We start from the raw sequence: 23,548 nt of genomic DNA on the forward strand, positions 1-23,548 counted from the left end.
GCCCTAGCGCTTCGCCCCGGGCTTCAGTGCTGCCAGCAGCGCATCGATATCCGCCGCGGTGTTCTTGCCTTTCGGCAGGATGCCGAGCGCGCCGATCCGGGTTTGCGCGGCGGCGATGGCCGCGGCGATGTCGCCGTTGAGGCCGAGTTCGCGCAGCGTGACGGCGGATTCCTCCATCTCCGCGCCGCGGCGAATGCCATGCCGAGCGACCCGCTCCAGTTCGTAATCGGCGAATTTCTCCCAGCCGAGGCCGGGGAAACTTGCCGCGAGCGAGGCGACGACACGGTCGAGACAGCCCGAAGCGCGGGCGGCGAGCAGCATTTCGACGGTGATCGCCTCGAGACCCTTCACGAACAGGCTGCGCACCATCTTGATCGCCGTCGCCTCGCCGATATCGTCGCTGACGATCTCGTATTCGAAGCCCAGACGGCCGAGATCCCGTTCGATCGACCGGGCGGCGGGACCAGCGAGCAGCACCGGCGTGGCGTGGCCGCGCGGGTGCACGGGCCCCATCACGGCCATGTCGACATAGGCGGCGCGGCTGCTTGTGAGGAGTTGAGACGAGACGCGCTTGCGGCCCGGCGAGACGGAGTTGATGTCGATGAAGACGTGGCGATCCTCGAGGCAGGTCGCGCATTCGCGGGCCGCGTCGAGGCTGGAGGCGGCGGTGACGGCGGAGATCACCCAGTCGGACTCGGCGGCGACGTCGGAGGGGTGCGCCAGCGGATGGACGTTGCGTTGGCGGGCGATATTCGCGGTCGGCCCGTCCATGCCTTCGGCGTCGAACAGGATGTCGTAGGTCGCGAAGTGCTCGACGCCCTTGTCTGCCAGCGTGTCGGCGAAGGCCCGGCCCGCCTCGCCGAAACCGATGAACCCGATACGCATCGACCTGGCTCCTTCTGCCAACACGATCCTACATCGCACCCGCCGGGCGTGTCACAAATAGGGCGCGGCCAGCAATTGGCGCGCTCAGCAGCAGGTTTGCGCTCAGCAATTTGTTGCGCTCAGCGCCGGGGCCGTTGCGCCCGCTGGGCGAGCACGATCGCGACACCGCCGAGCGTGGCAGCCGAGGCGACGAGAAGGCGCAGCGTCGGCTGCTCGGAGATCAGGAGAACACCACCGACGGCCGCGATGACCGGAACCGAGAGCTGCACCGTCGCGGCGCGGGTCGCGGTGAGGCCCGGCAGCGCGGCGTACCAGATGACGTAGCCGCAGGCCGAGGCGAGGGCGCCGGAGAGGACGGCGAGCGCGAACCCGTGTCCGCTCACGCTGTACTGGCTCATGAAGCCGAGGCTGGCGATCACGGTCAGCGGCACGGCGTAGATGAAGTTGCCCGCCGTCGCGGCCAGCGGGTCCCGTGCGCCGCGGCCGATCAGGGAATAGACGCCCCAGGAGATGCCGGCGACCGACATCGCCGCCGCGCCCAGAGGATCGGGCGCGGTGACCCCCGGCGAGACGAGATAGACGAGCCCCAGGATCGCTAACGCCAGCCCCGCCCAGGACAGACGCGAGAAGTGCTCGCCCGACCGCAGCGCGACGATGAACATCGTGAGCTGCACGGCGCCGAACAGGATCAGCGCGCCGGTTCCCGCGCTCAGCGACAGATAGGCGAAGGAAAAGAAGATCATGTAGGCGAACAGCGCGGCCACCGACCGCCAGTTCGCCTCCGGGCGGCCCTTTGTCCCGTGCCGCAGGAGCAGGATCAGCGCCAGCGTTGCCGCGCCGGAAATCAGGCGGACGCTGGTGAAACTCGCCGCATCGATCAGCTTCGGCGCCAGGGCGAGCCGGCAGAGCAGCGAGTTGGCGGCGAAGGCCAGCATCGCCGTCCCCGTCAGGAGCGCGGTGCGCGTCGTGATGTGACCGGTCGTTGCCGTGGTCATGGCGGCCCTCGTCGGCGCGACAAACCGTCATCCCTACGAGAGCCTCGCCGAGGGGCCGGGTCAACCGGTGATTTCGGTGCCGGCCCGCATGAGCCCTGTCGAGACAGGATTTTAGCCTGTGTCCGGGGGACTCGAAACTGTCGTGCCGGGCAAGCAACGGTCGAGCCGTCCGCGCACGTCGGCGGTCCCTCCTATTCCGCTGGCTGGCGAACCGCCTCGCGGATGTGGCGTTCCACGACACCTTGCAGCAGCCGGGCGGCGGCTTCCGGTTCTCTGTCGTTTACGATCTCAACCAGTTCCACGCCATCGGGGATGGTGATGGGAACCGGCGTCAACCGCTCCTCGATATCGGCGCCGGTCTCGCGGCCGCGTCCTTCGAGCCGTGCGCGCAGGATATCGGGGGACGCGGTGACGTTGACCACGGTCACGGTACTGTAGCGGTCCGCCACCGTGGGGATCGCCTTGCGCGACAGGTTGGCGATGACGACGGCGCCGGCCGCGATCCAGTCGTCGACGATCAGCGGGATCGCGTATCCAAGCCCGTGGGCGCGCCAATGCAGGGCGACATCGTCTGCCCCGACCATCCGGGCGAACGCCGCCTCGCTCAGGCTGTCGTGGTCTTCCGTGGCGCTATCGGCGGGCCGGGTGACGAGACGGCGGGCGAAGCGGACGCCGGAATGATCGGCGAACGCGTCGGCGACAAGACGGATCAGGGTATCCTTGCCCGCCCCCGAGGGGCCGACGACGGGCACGAACGTGCCCGGTCCGATCCGCTGACTGCCGCTCATGCGACCCGCTTTCCCTTGCGCCAGACCGCGCGCACCACCGGCACATCGTCCTCGAAGCAGACACGGACCAGATCGGCCGACAGCCCTTCCGCGATCTCGCCGCGATCGTCGAGACCGACGGATCTGGCCGGGTTGGCGGTGACGAGGCGGATCGCCTCTGGCAGCGTGATCGAGGCGACGCGCCGCGGCAGCACGAAGGCGGCATGCAGCAGGCTGAAAGGGATGTAGTCCGAGGACAGCACGTCGAGGAGGCCTTGTTCGGCAAGGTCTATGGCGGACACGTTACCCGAATGCGAGCCGCCGCGCACGACGTTGGGGGCGCCCATCAGAACCGCCAGACCGGCGCGATGTGCCGCGCCGGCGGCTTCGACCGTGGTCGGGAACTCCGACAGCACGACGCCGGCCTCGATCGCCTCGACGACATGGGCTTCGGTCGCGTCGTCGTGGCTGGCCAGGACGATCTCGGAATTCCGGCACTGGTGGTAGAGCGAGGCGCGGTTCGGCGCGGCGTGGCGGTCGTGCAGGGCGTGGCGTTCGGCGATGAAGGCGTCCAGCTCGGCATCCGACATGCCGACCTTGCCCTTGTAGTACTCGCGGAACTTGTCGAGGCTGACGAACTGGCGCTGGCCCGGCGTGTGGTCCATCACCGAGACGAGCTTGAGGGCCGGGTGGTCGAGAAACGCTTCGGCCTCCGACACCACGTTCGGCGAGGCGATCTCGCAGCGTAGGTGCAGAAAATGTTCGGCCCGCAGCCGGCCCGCCTTGCCGGCCGCCGTGATCGCGTCGGCGAGCGTGCGCATATGGTTCGCCACGTCGGTCTTGTCGTTGTCCGAGCCGACACGCAGCGCGTCGAGCACCGTGGTGATGCCGGAGGCGGCGATCTGCGCGTCGTGCGACTGCACGGCGGCGATCGGGTTCCAGGCGACGCCCGGACGCGGCGAGAAATGGCTTTCCAGATGGTCGGTATGCAACTCGACCAGACCGGGGATCAGGTAGTCGCCCTCGAGGTCCTCGGCGGCGGCGACGGACGTGGTGCCGGGATCGACGGCCCGGATCGTCCCGTCAACGATGGACAGGCTGCCGGCGACGACCTCGGCGGGAAGGACGAGGCGGGCGTTGGTCAGGATCGTGTCGTGCATGACGGCCTCAGATCACCAGCTTTCTGAGGCGCTGCGACACGATGTCGATGATCGACACGGTGATCACCACGATGATCAGGATCGCCGCGGTCTCGGCGTAGTAGAAGCCGCGGATCGACTCGAACATGATCTGGCCGATGCCGCCGGCGCCGACGATGCCGAGCACCGTGGCGGAGCGCACGTTGGTCTCGAAACGGTAGAGCGAAAAGGAGATCCAGAGCGGCAGCACCTGCGGCAGGACGCCGTAGATGATCTCCTGCAGCCGGGTCGCGCCGGTCGCGCGGATACCTTCCACGGGGCGCGGGTCGATCGCCTCGACGGCCTCGGAAAAGAGCTTGGAGACGACGCCCATGTTGTGGATGAACAGCGCCATGACACCGGCGAACGGGCCGAGGCCGACGGCGACGACGAACAGCACCGCGAAGACGATCTCGTTGATCGCCCGGCAGGCGTCCATCAGCCGGCGCACCGGCTGGACCACCCAGGCCGGGGCGATGTTGTTGGACGACAGGAGCGCGAAGGGAATGCCGAAGACGATCGCCAGCACCGTGCCCCATATGGCGATCTGCACGGTCAGGATCATCTCGGTGACGTAGTATTCCCAGTCGCGGAAATTCGGCGACAGGAAGCCCGAGGCGTAGTCCGCCATGTTGCTGGCGTCGGTGAACAGGTTCACCAGCCGGGACATCTCGGCCGGGCCCCAGCTCCAGGCGAGCACCAGGGCGAGACCGCCCCAGATCAGCAGCCGGTAAAGCATGTCGCCGAAGGACGTGCGCGGCAGTTCGACCGGGCGGGGGGCGGCGGGTGTTGCTGGTGTCATCGGGCCAGGTGTTATCGGGGAGACTGATGTCATCGGGCGTCTCGCGAGCGGTCTTTCCACGAAAAGAGGCGACGCCGGTCAGGTTGCCGGCGCCGCCTTGTGAGGGGGCGGCCGATCAGGCCTGCGGGACCTTGGCCATCAGGCCTTCGTACTTGGTCTTCTCCGCCTTCAGCTCTTCGAGCGCCTTGGCCTTCTCGTCGGCGGCCATCTTGTCGTCCGCCTGGACCTGGAACTCCTGCTTGGTGATCTCCATGATCCGGATCGGATAGAGCTGGGCGTCGGAGGACGGCTTGAACGGCGCCCACTTCAGGCCGGCGAGCACATCGCGCGCCTTGGCGACCTCGTCGGGGGCCCCGAGACGGCCGTAGGACATCATGAAGGTGTAGATCTTGTCCTTGGCGGCCTGATCCAGGTCCTTGCGCCAGACCAGCGGATCGGACGGGATCAGCGGCGACTTCCAGACGACCTTGATCTTCTTGAACGCCTCGGGATTGTTCTCCTCGATGCGGGCAAGGTTCTCGGTGTTGTTGGTGGCGACGTCGACCTGGTTGTTGGCCACCGCCATCGCATTGGTCTCGTGATTGGCGTTACGGACCGTCTTGAAGCATTTCTTCGGGTCGACGCCGTTCTTGGCGAAGATGAAGGTGGTGGGGACGAGGAAGCCCGAGGTCGAGTTCGGGTCGCCGATGCCGAAGTTCAGCGAGGCGTCGCACTTCAGCACGTCTTCCAGCGAATTGATCGGTGAGTCGACCGGCGCCAGCAGCAGCGACCAGTAGCCCGGATTGCCGGATACATCGACGGACTGGGCGAAGACCTCGCCGTCGGAGCGGTCGACCGCTTCCATGGCCGACTTGTTGCCGTACCAGGCGACGTGGACCTTGCCGAAGCGCATGCCCTCGATGATGCCGGCATAATCCGAGGCGAAGAACGGCTTCACCTTGAGGCCGGTCTGGGCCTCCATGGCGGCGAGGAACGGTTCCCACTGGGTCTTCAGGTTCTGGGTGGATTCGGTCGAGATGATGCCGAAGTTGATCTCGGTCGTCTCGGCGTGGGCGGCGCCCAGCAGCGAGACGGAAATCGCCGCGGCGGCAAGGCCCTTAGCGACAGCGTTCATGGTGTCCTCCATAGGAACTGGGGGTTGGGACCGTCTGGACTGATCAGGCGGTCACGCGCCGGCGAAGGCGACGGCCGGCTGCAGTGCGATCTGCGGCCGGGGCGCCCTTTCCGGGACGTCTGGGAGCACGAGTTCCTCGCTGGCATCGCCATAGAGTTCGCGCAGAAAATCATGCGTGAGGGCCTCGCTCGGCCCGTCAAAGGCGACCTCGCCGTCGCGCAGCGCGATGGTGCGCGGGCAGTAGCGGCGGGCGTATTCGACCTGGTGCAGCGATACGATGACGGTAATCCCGTCGTTGCGGTTGATTTCCGACAGCGCCTCCATGACGCGCTTGGCGGACGCCGGATCGAGCGAGGCGATCGGCTCGTCGGCAAGCACGATCTGCGCGCCCTGCACCATGGCGCGGGCGATCGCGGCGCGCTGCTGCTGTCCGCCGGACAGGGTCGAGGCACGCTGACGGGCGGTCTCGGCGATACCGACGCGCGCCAGCGCCTGCATGGCGACGATCTTCTCGTCGCGGCTGAACAGGCCGAGGGTGCCGCGGATGGCCGGTATGCGACCGAGCACGCCGGTCAGCACATTGGTCAGCACCGAAAGCCGGTTGACGAGATTGAACTGCTGGAAGATGACGCCGATGTCGCGGCGGATGTCGCGCGCGTCGGCCGTCAATCGGCCGCCGGTCTGCACGAACCGGTCTCCGACCATGACCTTGCAGCCGTCGTTCCGGTCCGCCTGGACGAGGCCGGCGACATGGCGGATGAGCGTCGACTTGCCGGATCCGGATGCGCCGATCAGGGCGACCATCTCGCCACGATCGACCGAAACGGAAACGTTCTTCAGCGCGCGTTTGCCGCCGCGAAATGTCTTCGAAAGCCCTTCGACCACGACTGTTGTCATGGCGATTACCCCGCTGGTTTAGCAATGATCCCGACTGTGAACTCGGGATGAGGCTTAGCGGGGCTACATGACGGCTGTTTTGCGCTTGCTTGTCGGTTCGATGACAATCCCCGGGCCCCGCAACGCAAGGGATTCATGGGGGTTTTCGCCGTGGTTCCCTGTGCAAAATGCGCTTGACGTGACGGTCTTTCGGGTCGCATCAGACTGACGGTCGCCGAATTGATCGGGAGAGCGGGTTTTGGCGCAGCACATCTATCATCCGGCGGCCTTCGATCCGTCCCGACCCGTCGGCAGCTACTGGGATGCGACCGCCGAACCGCTGACGGTCGACACGCCTGCACTGTCGGGGGACGAAACCTGCGAGGTTGCCGTCATCGGGGCCGGATACACGGGCCTGTCGGCGGCGCTGCATCTGGCCCGCGACCATGGCGTCGATGTGCGCGTTCTGGAAAAGGCACATCCGGGTTGGGGCGCGTCGGGACGAAACGGCGGTTTCTGCTGTCTGGGCGGAACCAAGGTGTCGCATTCGACGCTGGTGAAGCGCCATGGCGACGCCGAGGCGCGACGGTTCTCCGCCGCCCAGCGCGAGGCGATCGCGCTCGTTCGGGACCTGTCCGAAAGCGAAGGCTTCGACGTCGAGGCGAGCGGCGACGGCGACATCGAAGTCGCCCATGACAAGGGCGCGGTGCGGGATCTGGAGGCCACCGTCGCGCACATCCGCGACGTGCACGGCGTCGACTGCACGCTCTATCGCAAGGCCGAGCTCAGGCGGGCCGGTATGGTGATGGAGGGGGCGGAAGCAGCGCTGCACCTTCCGCTCGGTTTCGGCCTACATCCGATGAAATACGCCCGCGGCCTTGCCGCCGCGACGGTGAATCGTGGCGCCGGGGTGCACGGCCAAAGCCCGGTCGAGGCGTGGCAGAAGACGGACGGCTGGCATGTGCTGTCGACGCCGGGCGGGCGTTTGCGGGCGAAGACGGTGATCGTGGCGACCAACGGCTACACGGCGGAGGATCTGCATCCCGGCTTGACCGGCCGTGTGCTGCCCGCCCTGTCGAACGTCATCACCACGCGGCCGTTGACCGAGGCCGAGCGCGAGGCGCAGGGCTGGACGACCCATGCGATGGCGTATGACAGCCGCAATCTGCTGCACTATTTCCGTTTGCTGCCGGACGGGCGTTTCCTGCTCGGCGCGCGCGGCGGCGTGTCTGCGGCTCCCGACGGAACGGAGCGGATGCAGGACGACATGCGCAAGCGGCTCGCGCGCATGTTTCCCGCCTGGGCCGATGTCGAAATCAGCCATTTCTGGCGCGGCTTCGTGTGCATGACGGCCGATCTCGTGCCCCACGTCGCCCGGTTGCCCGACGACGGCAGCGTCATCCACGCGCTGGGTTATCACGGCAATGGCGTCGCGATGGGAACCTGGTCGGGCCGGGCCGCGGCGCGGCTCGCGGTTCGCGACAAGCCCGACCACGAGATCGTGCCGGCGGCGGCCGGCCAGCCCCTGCCACGCTTTCCGCTGCCGGGCCTGAGGCCGCTTTATCTGCGTGGGGCCTACGTCGCCTATTGGCTGATGGACGAAGTTCTCTAGGCTGCGGCCGATTTTCTCAACGACGAGCGGAACCGGGTACCATGTACGACGCATATATCCTCTGCGGCACGCCGCGAACGGGAAGCACGCTGCTGTGCGGCCTGCTCGCGTCGACACAGGCGGCGGGGGATCCGGACTCGTTCTACAGCCGCCGGTTCATGCCGGCGTGGGCGGAGGAGTGGGGTCTGCCGAGCCCGGATTCGATGGCCGAGAGGGACTACGACATCACCTATCTCGCAGCGGCGATCGAAGTCGGGAAGGGTGGAACGGCCATCTTCGGGCTTCGGCTGATGCGCGAGAACCTCGACGACCTGTCGGCGATCCTCGACCGGATCCATCCCGGCCTGCCGTCCGACGCGGCGCGGTTCGAGCGGGCCTTCGGCAAGACGCTCTACATCCATCTGTCGCGCGAGAACAAGCTCGCCCAGGCGGTCTCCCTGGTGAAGGCGCAGCAGACCGGTCTCTGGCATATCGCGCCCGATGGAAGCGAGTTGGAGCGGCTCGCTCCGCCGCAGGACCCTGTCTACGATTTCGAACGGATCAGACAGGAACTCGCCGAGCTCGAAAGCCACGATACGGCGTGGAACACGTGGTTCGCGGCGCAGGGCATCACCCCGGTGCGGATCGGCTACGAGCGCCTGTCGGCCGATCCCGCTGCGGCGCTGGTGCGCCTCTGTGAAGCGCTCGGGATCGCGGCGCCGCATATCGCGGACGTCAAGCCCGGCGTGGCGAAACTCTCCGACGAGACGAGCCTTGAATGGATGCGCCGCTACCGCGCAGATCTCGCGGCTGTCGCCCGGTCCTAGGCGCTTTGCGCGGCCTCGACTTCGTAGCGGTCGAGGAAGGCTTCGGCGTCGAGCGTTCGGAAGTCCTCGAGCGCGGTGCGCAGCCGCGCGTGCGGCCAGTCCCACCAGGCGAGCCGGTCCATGCGGTTGCCGATCTCCTCGGGGAACCGCCAGCGGATGAACTTCGCCGGCACGCCGCCGACGATCGCATAGGCCGGCACGCCCTTCGAAACCACCGCGCCGGCGCCGATCACCGCGCCGTTGCCGATCGAGACGCCCGGCAGGATGGTCACGCCGTGTCCCAGCCAGACATCGTGGCCGATGGTCACCGCGTTGTCGCGGCGCCAGTCGAAGAACGCGGTCTCGGTGCCGGCATCGTCGAAATAGTCGGCGGCGCGATAGGTGAAGTGATGCAGGGTGGCGCGCCACACCGGATGGTTGGTGGCGTTGATGCGGGCGTGGCTGGCGATATTGACGAACTTGCCGATCCGCGCCGCCCAGATCTCGCACTCGCGCATCATGTAGGAATAGTCGCCGACCGTGCTTTCGCTCACATGGCAGCGCTCGGCGATCTCGGTATAGCGGCCGAGGGCGGAGTCGGTGACGATGGCGCTCTCGTGGACCAGCGCCTTTTCGGAGAGGCGGGGCATCGCCATGTCCTCACGTGAAGGCCTGAACGTCGACGCAGTGGTCGGCGACCGCGTCGCGGACGATTGCATCGTGGAAGATACCGAGAACCGCGGTGCCGGCCTTCTTTCGCTCGTCGATCAGTTCGACCACGATGTCGCGATTGGTGGCGTCGAGCGAGGCGGTCGGCTCGTCGAGGATCAGAATCGGCCGCTGGGCGACGAGGCCGCGGGCGATATTGACGCGCTGCTGCTCGCCGCCGGAGAAGGTTGCCGGCGGCAACGACCACAGGCGTTCGGGCAGGTTGAGCCGGGCAAGCAGCGTCGCCGCGCGGTCCCGCGCCTCGGCGGGCGAGGTGCCGAGCGAACGAAGCGGCTCGGCGACCACGTCGATGGCGGGCACGCGCGGCACCGCCCGCAGGAACTGGCTGACATAGCTGATGGTGCGGAGCCTCAGGTCGATCACCCGGCGTGGCGGGGCCGAGGCCATGTCGAAGATGCGCGCGCCGTCGACCACCAGGATCTGGCCCTCATCGGCGACGTAGTTGCCGTAGATCATCCGCAGGATCGTGCTCTTGCCGGTGCCGGAGGGGCCGGTGAGGGCGACACATTCGCCCTCCTTCACCGCGAGCTCGACGCCGCGCAGGACGGGGATTTCGATGCCGTCCTGCAGGTGCATGACGAAGGTCTTGCCGACGCCGGAGAGACACAAACGCATGGTCATGGGGTTTTCCTCACGGCTGCAGGACGGACGCGACCAGAAGCTGGGCGTACGGGGTGCGGGGGTCGTCGAGAACCTGATCGGTGAGGCCGCTCTCGATGACCGTGCCGCGGCGCATCACCATCAGCCGGTGCGAGATCATGCGCGCGACCGCCAGATCGTGGGTGACGACGATCGCCGCGAGGCCCAGGTCGGCGACGAGGCCGCGCAGCAGGTCGAGCAGGCGCGCCTGCACCGAGACGTCCAGGCCGCTGGTCGGCTCGTCCATGAAGACGAGGCGCGGGCCGGTGACCAGGTTGCGGGCGATCTGCAGGCGCTGGCGCATGCCGCCGGAAAAGGCGTCGGGGCGGTCGTCGATTCGGTCGGCGGCGATCTCGACCCTTCCCAGCCAGTCGAGCGCCTCCGCGCGGATGGCGCCGTAGTTGCGCGCGCCCACCGCCATCAGCCGCTCGCCGACATTGCCGCCGGCCGAGACCGTCATGCGCAGGCCGTCGCGGGCGTCCTGATGGACGAAACCCCAGTCGGTGCGGGCCAGAAAGCGCCGCTCCGCCTCGCTCATGGCGAAGATATTGCGCGCCTGGCCGTCGCGCATCCGGTACTCGACGACGCCGGCCGTCGGCGTCAGGCGCCCCGACAGGCAGTTCATCAAGGTGGTCTTGCCGGATCCGGATTCGCCGACGATCGCCAGCACCTCGCCGGGCCACAGTTCGAAGGACACGTCGTGACAGCCGATCCGGCTGCCATAGAAATGCGAGACGCCACTGGCGCGCAACAGCGGCAGGTCGTCGTCGATATCGCCTGGGTGAGTCATGTCAGGTCTCCGCGGGGATTTCGGCCCGCCGCTCCTCGCAATGGTCGGAATCGGAACAGACGAACATGCGCCCGCCGGCGTCGTCGGTGACGATCTCGTCGAGGTAGACGCCGATCGAACCGCACAGCGCGCAGGGCTCGGAGAAGGTCTGGACCGCGAAGGGATGGTCCTCGAAGTCGAGGCTGTGCACGTCGGTGTGCGGGGGAAGTGCGTAGATGCGCTGCTCGCGGCCGGCGCCGAACAGCATCAGCGCGTCGGACCGGTTCATCTTCGGATTGTCGAACTTGGGGATCGGCGAGGGGTCCATCACGTAGCGGCCGTCGACCAGCGCCGGATAGGCATAGGTCGTGGCGATGTGGCCGTGGCGGGCGATGTCCTCGTACAGCTTGACGTGCATGATCCCGTATTCCTCGAGCGCGTGCATCTTGCGGGTCTCGGTCTCGCGCGGTTCGAGGAAGCGCAGCGGCTCCGGGATCGGCACCTGGAAGACGAGGATCTGGTCTTCGCCCAGGGGCCGCTCGGGGATGCGGTGGCGGGTCTGGATGACGGTCGCATCGGCCGTGCGCGTCGTCGTCCTCACCCCGGCGGTGCGGGCGAAGAAGCCGCGGATCGCCACCGCGTTGGTGGTGTCGTCGGAGCCCTGGTCGATCACCTTCAGCGTGTCGTCGGGACCCAGGATCGCGGCGGTGACCTGCACGCCGCCGGTGCCCCAGCCGTAGGGCATCGGCATCTCGCGGCTGGCGAACGGAACCTGATAGCCGGGTATGGCGATGCCCTTCAGGATCGCCCGGCGGATCATACGCTTCGTCTGCTCGTCGAGATAGGCGAAGTTGTAGGCGGTATCGGTCGTGGCGGCGTGCGCGTTCATTCCGCGGCCTCCTGGTGTTCGGCGCCGATGTCCTCGCCGGTTTCGTCCGAATATGCCGCCGCTTCGCGGTGCATTCGGCGGACGAGCTCCAGCTCGGCCTGGAAATCGACGTAATGGGGCAGTTTCAGGTGCTCGACGAAGCCGGTGGCGCGGATGTTATCGGCGTGCGACAGCACGAATTCCTCGTCCTGTGCCGGCGCGGTCGGCTCCTCGCCGAGCTCGTTCCAGCGCAGCGCCCGGTCGACGAGCGCCATCGACATGGCCTTGCGCTCCGACTGGCCGAAGACGAGGCCGTACCCGCGGGTGAACTGCGGCGGCGCCTTGGCCGAGCCCTTGAACTGGTTGACCATCTGGCACTCGGTGACGGTGATGCGGCCGATCGTGACCGGAAAGCCGAGCTCTTCGGGGATGACCTCGATTTCCACCTCGCCGATGCGGATCTCGCCGACGAAGGGATGCGACCGGGCGTAGCCACGCTGGGTCGAATAGCCGAGGGCGAGCAGGAACCCCTCGTCACCGCGGGCGAGCCCCTGCAGGCGCAGGGAACGGTCGGCGGGGAATTCCAGCGGCTCGCGGGTCAGATCGCGCACCGGCGTATCCGGATCGGCCTCCGGATCCGGCTCGATCAGGCCTTCGCCGCCGAGCAGGTCGGTGACGCGGGGGATCGGGGCGTCGCTGGCGGCGGCGGTTTCCGGGGGCGGCGGCGCGGTGTCCTCGGCCAGCGCGGGCTCGAGCAGCCGGTGGGTGTAGTCGAAGGTGGGGCCGAGCAGCTGTCCGCCGGGCAGGTCCTTGTAGGTCGCGGAGATGCGGCGGCGAATGCGCATCCGGGCGGTGTCGACCGGTTCGGACGCGCCGAAGCGGGGCAGGGTGGTGCGATAGGCGCGGATCAGGAAAATCGCCTCGATCAGATCGCCGCGGGCCTGTTTCACCGCCAGCGCGGCGAGATCGCGGTCGTAGAGCGAGCCTTCCGCCATCACCCGGTCGACGGCGAGGGCGAGCTGGCCGGCGATCTGATCGAGCGTGACATCCGGCACCGAGCGGTCGCCGCGCCGTTCGTCGGCGAGCAGCCGGTGGGCGTTGCGGATCGCCGATTCCCCACCCTTTACAGCGACATACATGAGTCAGGCTCCTTCTGTGCGGGTCGAGCGGGGCAGGGCGGAGAGGGTGTCGCCGCAGACGAAGACGAGGTCGACGCCGCGGGGAAACTGCGCGTGGTTGGCGCGAAGCTGATCGGCGAAGCCGACGGGAAGCGGGCCGGGCGCCAGCGTCGCCGTGGTCGCGATGCCGGGGCCGCGCAGGGTTATAAGGTTTTGATCTTTCAGGGTTTCGACGGCGACGATCAGCGTCGTCGAGCGGTCCGGATAGTCCGCCGTGCCCTGGCCGAAGGCCGACAGGGCGGGCATGCGGGCCGGGTCGGAGACGAGCGCGAAGGCGGCCTCGTCGGGCACCTGTGTGATCGGCGCGCCGGTATGGAAGCGCAGCCAGTCCGATACCGCTTGCGCGGCGGCGAGGTCGCGGTCGAGCCAGACCGGCGTTTCGTGGTCGAACAGGGTGAGCGCGAGCGCGCCGGCGGCCCGTGACAAGGGCGGTGGCGGGGCGGTTTTCGCTGTCAGTTCAACGACTTTCCCTGGACTCGCCATGGCGCTCATCACCCTGCGGAACACGGCCTGGGAGTCGAAGACCGGGTGTGCGAAACCGCCCGAGAGGGTTTCCGTCATTGCCGCGTGAGCCGTCATGACTCGTCCTCGCCGCGCACCATGGTGAGAAAGTCGACGCGGGTCGCCGCCGTGCGCTCGGCAACCGTGCTGTCCTCGGTCTCGCGGGCCCGGATCGCCGGTTCGACGACCGTTCTTTCCACCTCGGCGCGCCGGTCGCGGCGCTGCCACAGGGCGTCGAAAAGCGCGGCGAACCGGGCCTTTTCGGCGTCCCGGCCCATGATCCAGGCGAACCCGGCCTCGCCGCTGTCGAGCGAAACCGCGCAGCGGGTGACGGTGACCTCGCCGAGGTTGAACGGGGCACCGCCGCCGCCGATGCGGCCGCGGACCATGACGAGCCCGGCTTCGGGCTTGCGCAGCCAGCCCCAGTCAGGGCGGGACTCGAGGCGGTTCCAGGCGGCTTCGAGGACGGCGCGGTCGGCGGACGCGACGGCGTCCATCGCCCTGCGCCGGGCCTCCTCGGATGGTCTGTTCTCGGTCGTCTCGGCCGTCGTCATGGTCGTTCTCAAGTCGCCTCGCGTCGTCTTCGGGCCCGCTCGCGGGCCCTCCGTCGTTTCGGCTGGACCCAGGATGCAAAGTTGTCTATTAATCTAGACAATTGCATTGCCTTATAGCGACGGCAGGTGACGTCTCGATGACGGATGCGACGACGGCTGAAACGACCGGTTCGGGGACCAGTGCGGGGAGCGGCATCGACCCCGGGGCCGGCATCGGGGCGGCGCTGCGCGGCGAAGGCATCGCGCTGTGGCGCCGGATCGCCGACGTGCTGCGTCGCGAGATCGCCGCCGGCGCCCATCCGCCCGGGCAACGCATTCCCTCGGAGGCCGTCTTGGCCGAACGCTTCGGGGTCAACCGCCACACCGTGCGCCAGGCGATCGCGGCGCTGGCGCAGGACGGGCTGGTGAAGGCCGAGCGCGGGCGCGGCACCATCGTCACCAGCCGGCCCATCGACTACCCCATCGGCGCGCGGACGCGGTTTTCGGAAATCGTCTCGGGGCAGGCGCGGGCGCCCTCGGGGCGGCTGGTCTCGGCGAGCGAGACCGAAGCCGATGTGGAGGTCGCCGCCGCGCTGGCGCTGCCACGCGGCGCGCGGGTGCTCCGACTCGATACCCTGAGCGCCGCCGACGGGGTGCCGCTCAACGTGGCGACGAGCTGGTTCCCCGCCGACCGGCTGCCGGGCTTCGTCGCGCACTACGCCGAAACCGGGTCGATCACCAAGGCGCTGCGGCGTTGCGGCATTTCCGACTACCGGCGCCGTGAGACGCGGGTGACGGCGCGGATCGCCGATCCGGAGGACGCGCTGGCGCTGCACCTGCCGCCGGGCAGCGCGCTGCTCGCCACCGAAAGCGTCAACACCGATCCGGACGGCAAGCCGATCCAGTTTTCGCTGGCCCGCTTCGCCGCCGACCGGGTGCAGATCGTGGTCGAGAGCTGAGGGGCGCCTAGTCGCGCGGCATCATCGCGCGGATGGCCTGCATGGGTCCCGGATCACGTCCGGGACACGCGGCTTTTCGGGGGGCACGGCGGTGCCAAACAGTACGGCGGCGTGCTCCGGACTTGATCCGGAGCCCAGGGGGCGAAGCTAGCCACCCGGTGCTCAAGCACTACGGCCATGGCCGTATCGTCGTGCCCCTCCATTCACGTCATGCCCGGGCGCGACCCGGGCATCTCGTGCCACACGCCCGGGATTGCCGGGTCAGGCCCGGCAATGACGTAGGTGGGTCGGGAGGCCGCTCGGGCGTTTGCCGGACCCGGATCGCAATACCCGCCGCGGCAGCCCCGCGCGGGCTGGCCAAATCCGCCGGTCCCGGTGCCCCCCGTTCCGGACGCAAGGCGGGTGGCGCCTAGCCCCAGCGCCGTGTCGTCATCGCGGCCTCGACGCGGCGGCGGGCGAGGTTGAGGGCGGCGGCGCGCGGGGTGATGGCGTCGTCGCGCATCTCCTCCATGACGAGGCGCGTGTTGTTGCGGATGCGGATGTCGATCACGTCGAAGGCGGAGCGCTCGTTGCCGCCGTGATACTCGACCGAGGCGCAGATGACGCCGCCGGCATTGGCGACGAAATCCGGGATCACGACGACGCCGCGCTCGTGCAGGATCGACTCGGCCTCCTTCGTGAACGGGATGTTGGCGCCCTGCGGCACCAGCTTGCAGTTCAGCCGGCCGACATTGTCGGCGCGCACCACGTCGGGCCGCGCGGCGGGGATCCAGATGTCGCAGGGCACGTCGAGCACCGCGTCGGTGTCGCCCTTTTCGCCCGCGCAGAAGTCGGTGAGATGCCCGCCGGACTGCTTCAGCGCGATCAGCGCTTCGATGTCCAGTCCGTCGGGGTCGGACACGGTGCCGCGGCTGTCGCTGGCGGCCACCAGGATCGCGCCCTTCTCGGCCAGGAACCGGGCCGAATGCGTGCCGACGGCGCCGAAGCCCTGCACCACGACGCGGGCGCCGTCCAGTTGCACGCCGGCGAACGGGGCGGCGACCTCGGTGGCCGCGGCGACGCCGAACCCGGTCGCGCCGATCTCGTCGAGCGGGATGCCGCCGATCACGGCGGGCAGTCCGACCGCGCGGCCGATCTCGTCCCTGACCCAGCCCATGCACTGCTCGTTGGTGCCCATGTCGGGCCCGGCGATGTAGTCGGTGACCTCGCCGATGGCGACGGCGAAGGCGCGGATGAGGTTTTCCTTCGCGGCCTCGTCCATGTGCGGGTCGGCGAAGATCACGGACTTGCCGCCGCCATGCGGCAGGCCGGCGGCGGCGTTCTTCCAGGTCATGGCGCGGGCCAGCCGGAAGCATTCCTCGACGGAGACGTCGGGGGCCATGCGCACCCCGCCAATCGACGGGCCGGCGGCGACGTTGTCGACGACGAGGATCGCCTTGAGGCCGAGCTTCGGCCGGTAGATGTGGATGATCTTGGCCGGGCCGTAGGCATCGGCGAAGCGGAACATGTCCTGCATCGGGTTTCCTGGTCTTCTGGGTCTGCGGTGTCGCCCATGCTTCGAGACGCGCTCCGAAGAGCGCTCCTCAGCATGAGGCGCATGGCGCACCAATTCCAGACCTCATCCCGAGGCGGGGCGCAGGCCCCGTCTCGGAGGATGGGCCAGGAACGTTGGCATTCCATATCGACGCCCTCACGTCGGTTTCTCGAGGTCGTCCATGACGGCGCGCAGGAAGCGGGCCGCCTCGCCACCGGTGACGGCGCGGTGGTCGAAGGACAGCGACAGGGGCAGGGCGCGGACCGGCCGCGTGACCATGCGGCCGACGCCGAGGATCGCGACCTGCGGCGGCATGACGATCAGCGCGGCGTGGTGGCCGGCGATGGTGCCGAAATTCGACAGCGTGATGGTCGGGTCGCGGAAGGCGTCCGGCGGCAGCGTGCGCCGGGCCACGCCGTCCTTGAAGGCTTCGATTTTCTCGCGGATATCGGCGGTGCTCAGGCGCGCCGCGTCGCGCAGAACCGGAACGAACAGGCCGTCCGGGCTGTCGATGGCGATGCCGATGTCGACCGTCTCCATCGGCTGGAGGCTCGGGCCGCGCGGATCGAACCGGGAATTCAGCGACGGCTCCGCCCGGCACGCGGTCGCCAGCGCGCGGATCATGCGGCCGGTGACGTCGGGTGTGGCCGGCCACGGATCGATATCGACGGCGTCTTGGATCGTCGCGTGGGCGACCTCGGCCCAGGCCCTGGCCATGTTGAGCGCCATCGCGCGGCGCGCGCCGCGCAGGGGGGCGCCTGTTTGGGAGGGGCCGAGATCGGCGAGCGTGATCGCGCCGTCCGGGCCGGTGCCGGTGAGGGTGGACAGGTCGATGCCGCGCTCGCGTGCCGCCGCCCGCACGGCGGGGGCGGCGCGGACTTGTCCGGGCGGCGCTGCCGGCGGTTTCGCGGCGGGGGGCTTGGGCGTCTCCGGCGCCGCTTCCTCCAGCTCGCCGACCACGGCGCCGGTATCGGCGCGTGGTCCCTCGGCGAAATCGACCAGCGGCGCGCCGACGGCGACGATCGCGCCTTCCTCGGCACGGAGCTTTTCGATGTGGCCGGACCGCGGCGAGGGGATCTCGACCACCGCCTTCTCGGTCTCCACCGACACGAGCGGTTGCTCGGCGACGACATGGTCACCCTCGTGGACGTGCCAGGTGACGATTTCCGCCTCCTGCAGTCCCTCGCCGAGATCGGGCAGGTTGAAGGTCTTCATGTGTAGGCCATCACGCGGTTCGCCGCGGCGACGATGCGTGCCGCCGACGGCATGTAGTGTTCCTCGGTGCGCGGATAGGGCATCACCGTGTCGCAGCCGGCGACGCGCTGGATGGGCGCCAGCAGGCTCGTCAGCGCGCCGGTGGCGACGCGGGCGGCGATCTCGGCGCCGTAGCCGCAGGTGATCGGCGCCTCCTGGACGACGACGACGCGGCCGGTGCGGGCGACGGAGTCCAGGATCGTCTTCTCGTCCAGGGGTTTCAGCGTGGCGACGTCGATCACCTCGGCCGCGATGCCTTGATCGGACAGCAAATCGGCCGCCTCCAGCGTCTCCTTCAGCATGGCGCCCCAGCTTACCAGCGTCAGGTCGCGGCCCTCGCGCAGGACGAAGCAGGTATCGAGCGGCAGGCCCTCGCCGGTATCGGCCACGGCCTCGCGGGCGGCGCGGTAGAGCCGGGTCGGCTCGATGAACACCACCGGATCGGGGTCGCGGATCGCCGACAGCAGCAGGCCGTAGGCGCGCGCGGGCGAGGACGGCATCACCACGCGCAGGCCGGGCATGTGGGCGAAAATCGCTTCCGGGCTTTCGCTGTGGTGCTCGATGGCGCGGATGCCGCCGCCGCCGGGCGAGCGCAGCACCATCGGGCAGGTGAGGCGGCCTTGCGTGCGCGTGCGCAGGCGGCTTGCGTGATTGATCATCTGGTCGACGCAGGGATAGGCGAAGCCGGTGAACTGGATCTCGGCGACCGGCCGGAAGCCCTGGGCGGCGAGGCCGATGGCGACGCCGGCGATCGAGACCTCGGCGAGCGGGGTGTCGAGCACGCGGGTCTCGCCGTAAAGCTGCCAGAGGCCCTCGGTGGCGCGGAACACGCCGCCGTCGATGCCGACATCCTCGCCGAGCACGAGCACCGCCGGGTCGTCGGCCATGGCGCGCTTGAGCGCCAGGTTGACGGCGCCGACGAGACTGATTTCCGCGCCGGTCCCGCTCATTCGTCGCCTCCGGTCAGCGCGGCCTTCTGCGCTTCCAGGTCGGCGGGAAGCTCGGCGAAGGTGTGGGCGAACATCGCGTCGGGCGGCATCGGCGGCGTCGCCAGATAGGTTTCGGCGGCGGCGTCGACCGCGTCGTCGCAGGCGCGCAGCAGCGCCTCCTCGTCCGCCTTGGTCCAGCCGTGCGCCGCGGTCAGGTAGGTGCGCAGGCGGACGAGCGGCTCCTGCTTCCAGTGCGGGCTCACGTCCGTGTCTTCGCGGTAGCGGCTGGCGTCGTCGGCGGTGGTGTGGTCGGACAGCCGGTAGGTAACCGCCTCGATCAGCGTCGGTCCGCCGCCGGAACGGGCGCGCGCCAGCGCGCGGTCGGCGACGTGACGCATGGCGATGACGTCGTTGCCGTCGATCTGCTCGCCGGGAATGCCGGCCCCGATCGCCTTCTGCGCCAGCGTTTCGGCGGCGGTCTGGCGCGCGCGCGGCACCGAGATCGCCCAGCCGTTGTTGTTGACGACGAAGACGGCGGGGGCCTGCCAGACGCCGGCCATGTTGAGGGCTTCCAGCACGTCGCCCTTCGACGTCGCCCCGTCGCCGAAGACGCAGACGGCGGCGCGCGGCTCTTGCCTGAGCTTCATCGCCAGCGCGACGCCGACGGCATGGGGGGCGTGGGTGCCGACCGGGACGCAGGTGGGGAAATCCTCGCGCGGGCCGGCGAAGTCGTTGCCGCGCTCGTCGCCGCCCCAGAACAGGAACAGCTCTTCCAGCGTGACGCCGCGCCAGAGCTGGGCGCCGTGCTCGCGGAAGCTCGGCACCAGCACGTCGTCGGGCCGCATCGCGGCGGCGAGGCCGACCGGCACCGCCTCCTGGCCGAGCGAGGAGGCGTAGGTGCCGAGCCTGCCGGTGCGCTGCAGGGCGATGGCCTTGGCGTCGAAGGCGCGCGTCAGCACCATCGCGCGGTAGAGCGCGACGAGTTCGTCCCTGTCGCTGGCAAAATCCGGAAGGTCGCCGACAACCGCTCCCGACGGATCGAGGATGCGGGTCGAGCCGATGCTGAACTCGGCGATTGTCGTCATGCCGATGCTCCTGCGGATTTGATTTCCTATACCACGGGAACGGGGTCGATGGCGCTGCGACACAGTATTATCGCGATGTCGCGGTAGGACGGCTTGTCGCGGGCCGTCGGCGCCTATCGACGGGGCCGGGCGGCTTTGCCAGAATGCGCGCACACCCACCCGAACGGCAGGGATTGGACCTGGAAATGGCAGAAAACGCGCCTGAAACCGGCGAAAACGCGACGCCACTCCCCATAGAGCGGCTCTACAGGGCGGCGGATCTGTCGAAGCTGGACTTCAAGACGACCGCGGACCTGGAGCCGGTCGAAGGGCTGATCGGCCAGAGCCGGGCGCTCGACGCGATCACGGTGGGCACCGGCATCGTCAGGCAGGGCTTCAACCTGTTCGCCATCGGTCCGGCCGGCGCGCTCACCCGCAAGGCGGTGGAACAGGTCCTCAAGGAGGCCGCCGAGGACCGGCCGGCCCCGACCGACTGGGTCTACGTCAACAACTTCAAGGAGCCGCAGAAGCCGATCGCGATCGCCCTGCCGGCGGGCCGCGCGGCGCAGTTCCGCGACGCCATGGGCGAGCTGATCGAGGCCCTGAAGGCGGCGATCCCGGCGGTGTTCCAGAGCGAGGAATACCAGACCCGGCGCGGGTCCATCGACGAGGCGTTCCAGAAGCAGCAGTCCGAAGCCTTCGCCGAGCTGCAGAAGAAGGCGGCGGCGCAGAGCATCGTCATCGTGCGCACGCCGCTGGGCTTCACGCTGATGCCGGCGCGCGAGGGCGAGGTGATCCCGCCCAACGAGTTCAACGCGCTGCCGGAAGACGAGCGCGACAAGATCCAGGCGGTCATCGAGACCCTGGAGAAGGACCTCGAGCACATCATCCACCAGATCCCGCAGTGGGAGAAGGAGCGGCGCGACGAGATCCGCCGGGTCAACACCGAGACCGCGCAGGTCGCCGTCGAGCAGCCGATCGCCGAGGCGGTGCAGAAGGTGGGCGATATCGAGCGCGTCGCCGCGCATCTGGACGCGGTGCAGGCCGACCTGATCGAAAACATCAGTATTTTCGTCGGCCAGGCCGGCGGCGGCGAGCCGGCGGAGTCCGGCGACATGATCGGCGGACCATTCGACCGCTACGAGGTCAACGTGCTGGTCAGCGCGGAGGCCGGCGACGGCCGGGCGCCGGTGATCGAGGAGCTGCATCCCACCCTGCCCAACCTGACCGGCCGCATCGAGCACATCGCCCGGCAGGGCGTGCTGATCACCAATTTCCGGCTGATCAAGCCGGGCGCCCTGCACATGGCCAACGGCGGCTATCTGATGCTGGACGCGCGCAGCCTGCTGACCGAGGCGTTCAGCTACCAGGCGCTGAAGCGCGCGCTCAGGCAGAAGAAGATCGTCATCGAGGACGTGAGCCGGCTGGTCGGGATGAGCAGCACGATCTCGCTGGAGCCCGATCCGATCCCGCTCGACGTCAAGGTGGTGCTGTTCGGCGACCGCGTCCTCTACTACATGCTGTCGTCGATCGATCCGGAGATCGGCGAGCACTTCAAGGTGGTCGCCGACTTCGAGGACGACTTCGAACGCTCGCCGGAGAACGAGGCGATCCTCGCCCGCTTCGTCGCCTCGATCCTGGCCCGCGAAGAGCTGAAGGCGATGGACCGCGACGCCGTGGCGCTGGTGCTGGAGCACGCCTCGCGGCTGGCGGAGAACGCCGGCAAGCTGACGCTGATGGTCGACGAGATCCGCGACATTCTCGCCGAGGCCGACTATTGGGCCGGGGCGGAGACGCGCGAGACCGTCGCGCGCGCGGACGTGCGCAAGGCGCTGGACGAGCGCATCCGCCGGGCCGCGCGCCTGCGCGACCGCAGCCAGGAGATGATCCTGGACAAGGTGGCGCTGATCGACACCGACGGCGCGCGCGTCGGCCAGCTCAACGGCCTCAGCGTGCTGTCGCTCGGCGGCTTCGCCTTCGGGCGGCCGTCGCGGATCACCTGCCAGGTGACGCCGGGCAGCGGCAAGGTCGTCGACATCGAGCGCGAGGTCGAGCTCGGCGGGCCGATCCATTCCAAGGGCGTGCTGATCCTGGCGGGCTTCCTGTCGGGGCGCTTCGCCCTCGACATCCCGATGTCGCTGTCGGCCAGCCTCGTGTTCGAGCAGTCCTATGGCGGGGTGGAGGGCGATTCCGCCTCCTCGGCGGAGCTGTACACGCTGTTGTCGGCGATCGCGGAGATCCCGCTGCGGCAGGACCTGGCGGTGACCGGCTCGGTAAACCAGCACGGCGACGTGCAGGCGATCGGCGGGGCCAACGACAAGATCGAGGGCTTCTTCGACATCTGCAACGCGCGCGGACTGACCGGAAGCCAGGGCGTGCTGATCCCGGAGGCGAACGTGCGCCACCTGATGCTGCGCGACGACGTGGTCGAGGCCTGCAAGGCGGGCCGGTTCGCGGTCTATCCGATCGCCACCATCGACCAGGGCATCGCGCTGCTGACCGGCAGGCCGGCGGGCACCCGCGGCGCCGACGGGCGCTATCCCGACGGCAGCGTCTACCGGGCGGTCGAGGACCGCCTGCAGCGGTTCGCCGAAATCCGCCGCAGCTTCGGGCGCGGCGGCGAGGGCGGTTCGGAGGCGAAGTCATGACCGCGCGCATCGCCTACAAACGGGTGGTGATGGGGCTGCATCAGAGCACCCCGGACCGGACGACCGTGCGGCTTGCCGCGGAATTCGCGGGCCTGTTGCGTCTCGATCTCATGGGCCTGTTCATCGAGGACCCCGGCATGCTCGCGCCGGCGCAGCGGCCGGGCGCGCGTGAATTCCAGCTTCTGGGCCGACGCTGGCGGCCGCTCGAGCCCCAGAGCCTGACGCGCGACATCGAGCTGTGCGCGCTGTCGGCGCGGCGCATGCTGGACGAGACGGCGAAGACGCTCGGCGTGCCGAGCCGTTTCGAGGTGGTGCGGGCGGCGCTTCGCGAGGCGATGAAGGCGGTCTCACAGGCAAGCGACATCGTCATCATCGCCGAGCCGCACAACCCGGCCGAACGCGCCATCGCGCCGTTCCCGCAACTGGTGAAGGCGGCCTTCGAGTCGGCGGCCACCGTTCTGTATCTGCCGCGCCGCATCGCGCGGGCGCGCGGGCCGGTGGTGGCGATCGCGACATCCCCCGACGACCCGAGCCTTGCCACCGCCGAAACGATCGCCGCGGCGGCGCAGGAAAGCCTGATCGTGATCGAGGCCTTCAAGCGCGAGGCGGAGGCGGCGCCGGACAGCGCAGGCGCGGCCGGCATCCCGGTCGCGCGGCTGAGCGTGGCGCGGTCCGCACTCGGCGACATCCGCTCGCTGTCCTCGGCGATCGACGGTCTGCGCGAACGGATGATCGTGGTGACCCGCGGCGCCTTCGGCGAGGGCGACGGCGACAAGCCTGCCGCGCTGGCCGCGCTGCAATCGGTGCCGCTGCTTCTGGTCGAGCCGGCCGGTGCGCCGGCAAGCGAGCCCGCCAACGAACCCGCGAACGAACGCTTGGGGAGGCCGGAGACGGCGTAACCGCCTCCTGTCGCATCGCGTTAAGCCAAA

Annotated in this window: 23 protein-coding genes; 5 read left to right on the forward strand and 18 right to left on the reverse strand. The window is 69.0% G+C overall.

All coding sequences use genetic code 11. The features are described 5' to 3' along the window. Nucleotides 1–3: 3 nt before the first annotated feature. The 7 genes from MUB46_RS23380 to phnC form a co-directional block, all read right to left on the reverse strand. Entirely contained in the window at nt 4–885 is an 882-nt protein-coding gene (locus MUB46_RS23380; RefSeq protein WP_261618389.1) for an NAD(P)-dependent oxidoreductase, read from the reverse strand. A 119-nt stretch (nt 886–1,004) separates the two neighbouring features. Further along, nucleotides 1,005–1,880 (reverse strand): DMT family transporter, encoded by an 876-nt coding sequence (locus MUB46_RS23385; protein ID WP_261618390.1) that lies wholly within the window; start codon nt 1,878–1,880, stop codon nt 1,005–1,007. 191 nt (nt 1,881–2,071) lie between these two features. After that, nucleotides 2,072–2,668, reverse strand: a complete 597-nt coding sequence (gene phnN, locus MUB46_RS23390) for a phosphonate metabolism protein/1,5-bisphosphokinase (PRPP-forming) PhnN (RefSeq protein ID WP_261618391.1) — start codon at nt 2,666–2,668, stop codon at nt 2,072–2,074. After that, entirely contained in the window at nt 2,665–3,807 is a 1,143-nt protein-coding gene (locus tag MUB46_RS23395) for an alpha-D-ribose 1-methylphosphonate 5-triphosphate diphosphatase (RefSeq protein WP_261618392.1), read from the reverse strand. Before MUB46_RS23395 ends, phnN begins: the two co-directional genes overlap by 4 nt. A 7-nt stretch (nt 3,808–3,814) precedes the next feature. Then, nucleotides 3,815–4,627 (reverse strand): phosphonate ABC transporter, permease protein PhnE, encoded by an 813-nt coding sequence (gene phnE, locus MUB46_RS23400; RefSeq protein ID WP_315902779.1) that lies wholly within the window; start codon nt 4,625–4,627, stop codon nt 3,815–3,817. Between the two features lie 115 nt (nt 4,628–4,742). After that, nucleotides 4,743–5,741, reverse strand: coding sequence for a phosphonate ABC transporter substrate-binding protein (gene phnD, locus MUB46_RS23405; RefSeq protein ID WP_261618393.1), 999 nt, complete (start codon nt 5,739–5,741; stop codon nt 4,743–4,745). A 51-nt stretch (nt 5,742–5,792) separates the two neighbouring features. Then, nucleotides 5,793–6,638 carry a phosphonate ABC transporter ATP-binding protein gene (gene phnC / locus MUB46_RS23410; RefSeq protein ID WP_261618394.1) on the reverse strand — a complete coding sequence of 282 codons (846 nt, stop codon included), beginning with the start codon at nt 6,636–6,638 and terminating at the stop codon, nt 5,793–5,795. A 238-nt stretch (nt 6,639–6,876) separates the two neighbouring features. Here phnC and MUB46_RS23415 point away from each other — a divergent pair, with 238 nt between their 5' ends. Continuing rightward, entirely contained in the window at nt 6,877–8,229 is a 1,353-nt protein-coding gene (locus MUB46_RS23415; protein ID WP_261618395.1) for an NAD(P)/FAD-dependent oxidoreductase, read from the forward strand. 41 nt (nt 8,230–8,270) lie between these two features. Next, nucleotides 8,271–9,035, forward strand: coding sequence for a Stf0 family sulfotransferase (locus MUB46_RS23420; protein ID WP_261618396.1), 765 nt, complete (start codon nt 8,271–8,273; stop codon nt 9,033–9,035). On the opposite strand, the gene MUB46_RS23425 is transcribed toward MUB46_RS23420, so the two are convergent. The 7 genes from MUB46_RS23425 to phnG are packed head-to-tail and all read right to left on the reverse strand — an operon-like array spanning nt 9,032 to nt 14,252. Further along, entirely contained in the window at nt 9,032–9,664 is a 633-nt protein-coding gene (locus MUB46_RS23425) for a DapH/DapD/GlmU-related protein (protein WP_261618397.1), read from the reverse strand. The genes MUB46_RS23420 and MUB46_RS23425 overlap by 4 nt on opposite strands. A 10-nt stretch (nt 9,665–9,674) precedes the next feature. Beyond that, the gene (phnL, locus tag MUB46_RS23430) at nt 9,675–10,364 is read right to left on the reverse strand and encodes a phosphonate C-P lyase system protein PhnL (RefSeq protein ID WP_261618398.1); all 690 of its coding nucleotides are present in this window, start codon (nt 10,362–10,364) and stop codon (nt 9,675–9,677) included. Nucleotides 10,365–10,374: 10 nt separating this feature from the next. Continuing rightward, nucleotides 10,375–11,172: a phosphonate C-P lyase system protein PhnK gene (gene phnK, locus MUB46_RS23435; protein ID WP_261618399.1), complete on the reverse strand. Its 798-nt coding sequence runs from the start codon at nt 11,170–11,172 to the stop codon at nt 10,375–10,377. 1 nt (nt 11,173) lies between these two features. Further along, nucleotides 11,174–12,040 carry an alpha-D-ribose 1-methylphosphonate 5-phosphate C-P-lyase PhnJ gene (locus MUB46_RS23440; RefSeq protein ID WP_261618400.1) on the reverse strand — a complete coding sequence of 289 codons (867 nt, stop codon included), beginning with the start codon at nt 12,038–12,040 and terminating at the stop codon, nt 11,174–11,176. Then, nucleotides 12,037–13,158, reverse strand: a complete 1,122-nt coding sequence (locus tag MUB46_RS23445) for a carbon-phosphorus lyase complex subunit (protein WP_261618401.1) — start codon at nt 13,156–13,158, stop codon at nt 12,037–12,039. Before MUB46_RS23445 ends, MUB46_RS23440 begins: the two co-directional genes overlap by 4 nt. A 3-nt stretch (nt 13,159–13,161) precedes the next feature. Then, nucleotides 13,162–13,776, reverse strand: a complete 615-nt coding sequence (gene phnH, locus MUB46_RS23450) for a phosphonate C-P lyase system protein PhnH (protein WP_261618402.1) — start codon at nt 13,774–13,776, stop codon at nt 13,162–13,164. Next, a complete protein-coding gene (gene phnG / locus MUB46_RS23455; protein WP_261618403.1) occupies nt 13,773–14,252 on the reverse strand; it encodes a phosphonate C-P lyase system protein PhnG in 480 nt (159 codons plus the stop codon). The genes phnH and phnG overlap by 4 nt, the downstream gene beginning before the upstream one ends. Before the next feature lie 137 nt (nt 14,253–14,389). On the opposite strand from phnG, the gene phnF reads away from it, so the two are divergent. Beyond that, entirely contained in the window at nt 14,390–15,190 is an 801-nt protein-coding gene (gene phnF, locus MUB46_RS23460) for a phosphonate metabolism transcriptional regulator PhnF (RefSeq protein WP_261618404.1), read from the forward strand. Between the two features lie 409 nt (nt 15,191–15,599). Here phnF and MUB46_RS23465 read toward each other — a convergent pair whose 3' ends face one another. From MUB46_RS23465 to pdhA, 4 genes are all read right to left on the reverse strand, one after another. Continuing rightward, a complete protein-coding gene (locus MUB46_RS23465) occupies nt 15,600–16,706 on the reverse strand; it encodes a Glu/Leu/Phe/Val family dehydrogenase (RefSeq protein WP_261618405.1) in 1,107 nt (368 codons plus the stop codon). 174 nt (nt 16,707–16,880) lie between these two features. Then, nucleotides 16,881–17,939: a dihydrolipoamide acetyltransferase family protein gene (locus MUB46_RS23470; protein WP_261618406.1), complete on the reverse strand. Its 1,059-nt coding sequence runs from the start codon at nt 17,937–17,939 to the stop codon at nt 16,881–16,883. Beyond that, nucleotides 17,936–18,928 (reverse strand): alpha-ketoacid dehydrogenase subunit beta, encoded by a 993-nt coding sequence (locus MUB46_RS23475; protein WP_261618407.1) that lies wholly within the window; start codon nt 18,926–18,928, stop codon nt 17,936–17,938. Before MUB46_RS23475 ends, MUB46_RS23470 begins: the two co-directional genes overlap by 4 nt. After that, nucleotides 18,925–19,992 (reverse strand): pyruvate dehydrogenase (acetyl-transferring) E1 component subunit alpha, encoded by a 1,068-nt coding sequence (gene pdhA / locus MUB46_RS23480; RefSeq protein WP_261618408.1) that lies wholly within the window; start codon nt 19,990–19,992, stop codon nt 18,925–18,927. Before pdhA ends, MUB46_RS23475 begins: the two co-directional genes overlap by 4 nt. Nucleotides 19,993–20,177: 185 nt before the next feature. Between pdhA and MUB46_RS23485 the strand changes: the two genes are divergently transcribed. Next, entirely contained in the window at nt 20,178–22,619 is a 2,442-nt protein-coding gene (locus MUB46_RS23485; RefSeq protein ID WP_261618409.1) for a Lon protease family protein, read from the forward strand. Then, entirely contained in the window at nt 22,616–23,518 is a 903-nt protein-coding gene (locus tag MUB46_RS23490) for a hypothetical protein (protein ID WP_261618410.1), read from the forward strand. The genes MUB46_RS23485 and MUB46_RS23490 overlap by 4 nt, the downstream gene beginning before the upstream one ends. Nucleotides 23,519–23,548 lie beyond the last annotated feature (30 nt).

Source organism: Microbaculum marinisediminis (assembly GCF_025397915.1).
Taxonomy (GTDB): Bacteria; Pseudomonadota; Alphaproteobacteria; order Rhizobiales; family Tepidamorphaceae; genus Microbaculum; species Microbaculum marinisediminis.

Excerpts from the sequence above, each read along its gene's own strand:
- MUB46_RS23470 (WP_261618406.1), bottom strand. The coding sequence starts at position 17,939 with ATGAAGACCTTCAACCTGCCCGATCTCGGCGAGGGACTGCAGGAGGCG.
- phnH (WP_261618402.1), bottom strand. The coding sequence starts at position 13,776 with ATGACGGCTCACGCGGCAATGACGGAAACCCTCTCGGGCGGTTTCGCA.
- MUB46_RS23490 (WP_261618410.1), top strand. The coding sequence starts at position 22,616 with ATGACCGCGCGCATCGCCTACAAACGGGTGGTGATGGGGCTGCATCAG.
- phnK (WP_261618399.1), bottom strand. The coding sequence starts at position 11,172 with ATGACTCACCCAGGCGATATCGACGACGACCTGCCGCTGTTGCGCGCC.
- phnF (WP_261618404.1), top strand. The coding sequence starts at position 14,390 with ATGACGGATGCGACGACGGCTGAAACGACCGGTTCGGGGACCAGTGCG.
- pdhA (WP_261618408.1), bottom strand. The coding sequence starts at position 19,992 with ATGACGACAATCGCCGAGTTCAGCATCGGCTCGACCCGCATCCTCGAT.
- MUB46_RS23420 (WP_261618396.1), top strand. The coding sequence starts at position 8,271 with ATGTACGACGCATATATCCTCTGCGGCACGCCGCGAACGGGAAGCACG.
- phnC (WP_261618394.1), bottom strand. The coding sequence starts at position 6,638 with ATGACAACAGTCGTGGTCGAAGGGCTTTCGAAGACATTTCGCGGCGGC.
- phnN (WP_261618391.1), bottom strand. The coding sequence starts at position 2,668 with ATGAGCGGCAGTCAGCGGATCGGACCGGGCACGTTCGTGCCCGTCGTC.
- MUB46_RS23440 (WP_261618400.1), bottom strand. The coding sequence starts at position 12,040 with ATGAACGCGCACGCCGCCACGACCGATACCGCCTACAACTTCGCCTAT.
- MUB46_RS23425 (WP_261618397.1), bottom strand. The coding sequence starts at position 9,664 with ATGCCCCGCCTCTCCGAAAAGGCGCTGGTCCACGAGAGCGCCATCGTC.
- MUB46_RS23380 (WP_261618389.1), bottom strand. The coding sequence starts at position 885 with ATGCGTATCGGGTTCATCGGTTTCGGCGAGGCGGGCCGGGCCTTCGCC.
- MUB46_RS23485 (WP_261618409.1), top strand. The coding sequence starts at position 20,178 with ATGGCAGAAAACGCGCCTGAAACCGGCGAAAACGCGACGCCACTCCCC.
- MUB46_RS23475 (WP_261618407.1), bottom strand. The coding sequence starts at position 18,928 with ATGAGCGGGACCGGCGCGGAAATCAGTCTCGTCGGCGCCGTCAACCTG.
- phnD (WP_261618393.1), bottom strand. The coding sequence starts at position 5,741 with ATGAACGCTGTCGCTAAGGGCCTTGCCGCCGCGGCGATTTCCGTCTCG.
- MUB46_RS23395 (WP_261618392.1), bottom strand. The coding sequence starts at position 3,807 with ATGCACGACACGATCCTGACCAACGCCCGCCTCGTCCTTCCCGCCGAG.
- phnL (WP_261618398.1), bottom strand. The coding sequence starts at position 10,364 with ATGACCATGCGTTTGTGTCTCTCCGGCGTCGGCAAGACCTTCGTCATG.
- phnE (WP_315902779.1), bottom strand. The coding sequence starts at position 4,627 with ATGACACCAGCAACACCCGCCGCCCCCCGCCCGGTCGAACTGCCGCGC.
- MUB46_RS23445 (WP_261618401.1), bottom strand. The coding sequence starts at position 13,158 with ATGTATGTCGCTGTAAAGGGTGGGGAATCGGCGATCCGCAACGCCCAC.
- phnG (WP_261618403.1), bottom strand. The coding sequence starts at position 14,252 with ATGACGACGGCCGAGACGACCGAGAACAGACCATCCGAGGAGGCCCGG.
- MUB46_RS23465 (WP_261618405.1), bottom strand. The coding sequence starts at position 16,706 with ATGCAGGACATGTTCCGCTTCGCCGATGCCTACGGCCCGGCCAAGATC.
- MUB46_RS23385 (WP_261618390.1), bottom strand. The coding sequence starts at position 1,880 with ATGACCACGGCAACGACCGGTCACATCACGACGCGCACCGCGCTCCTG.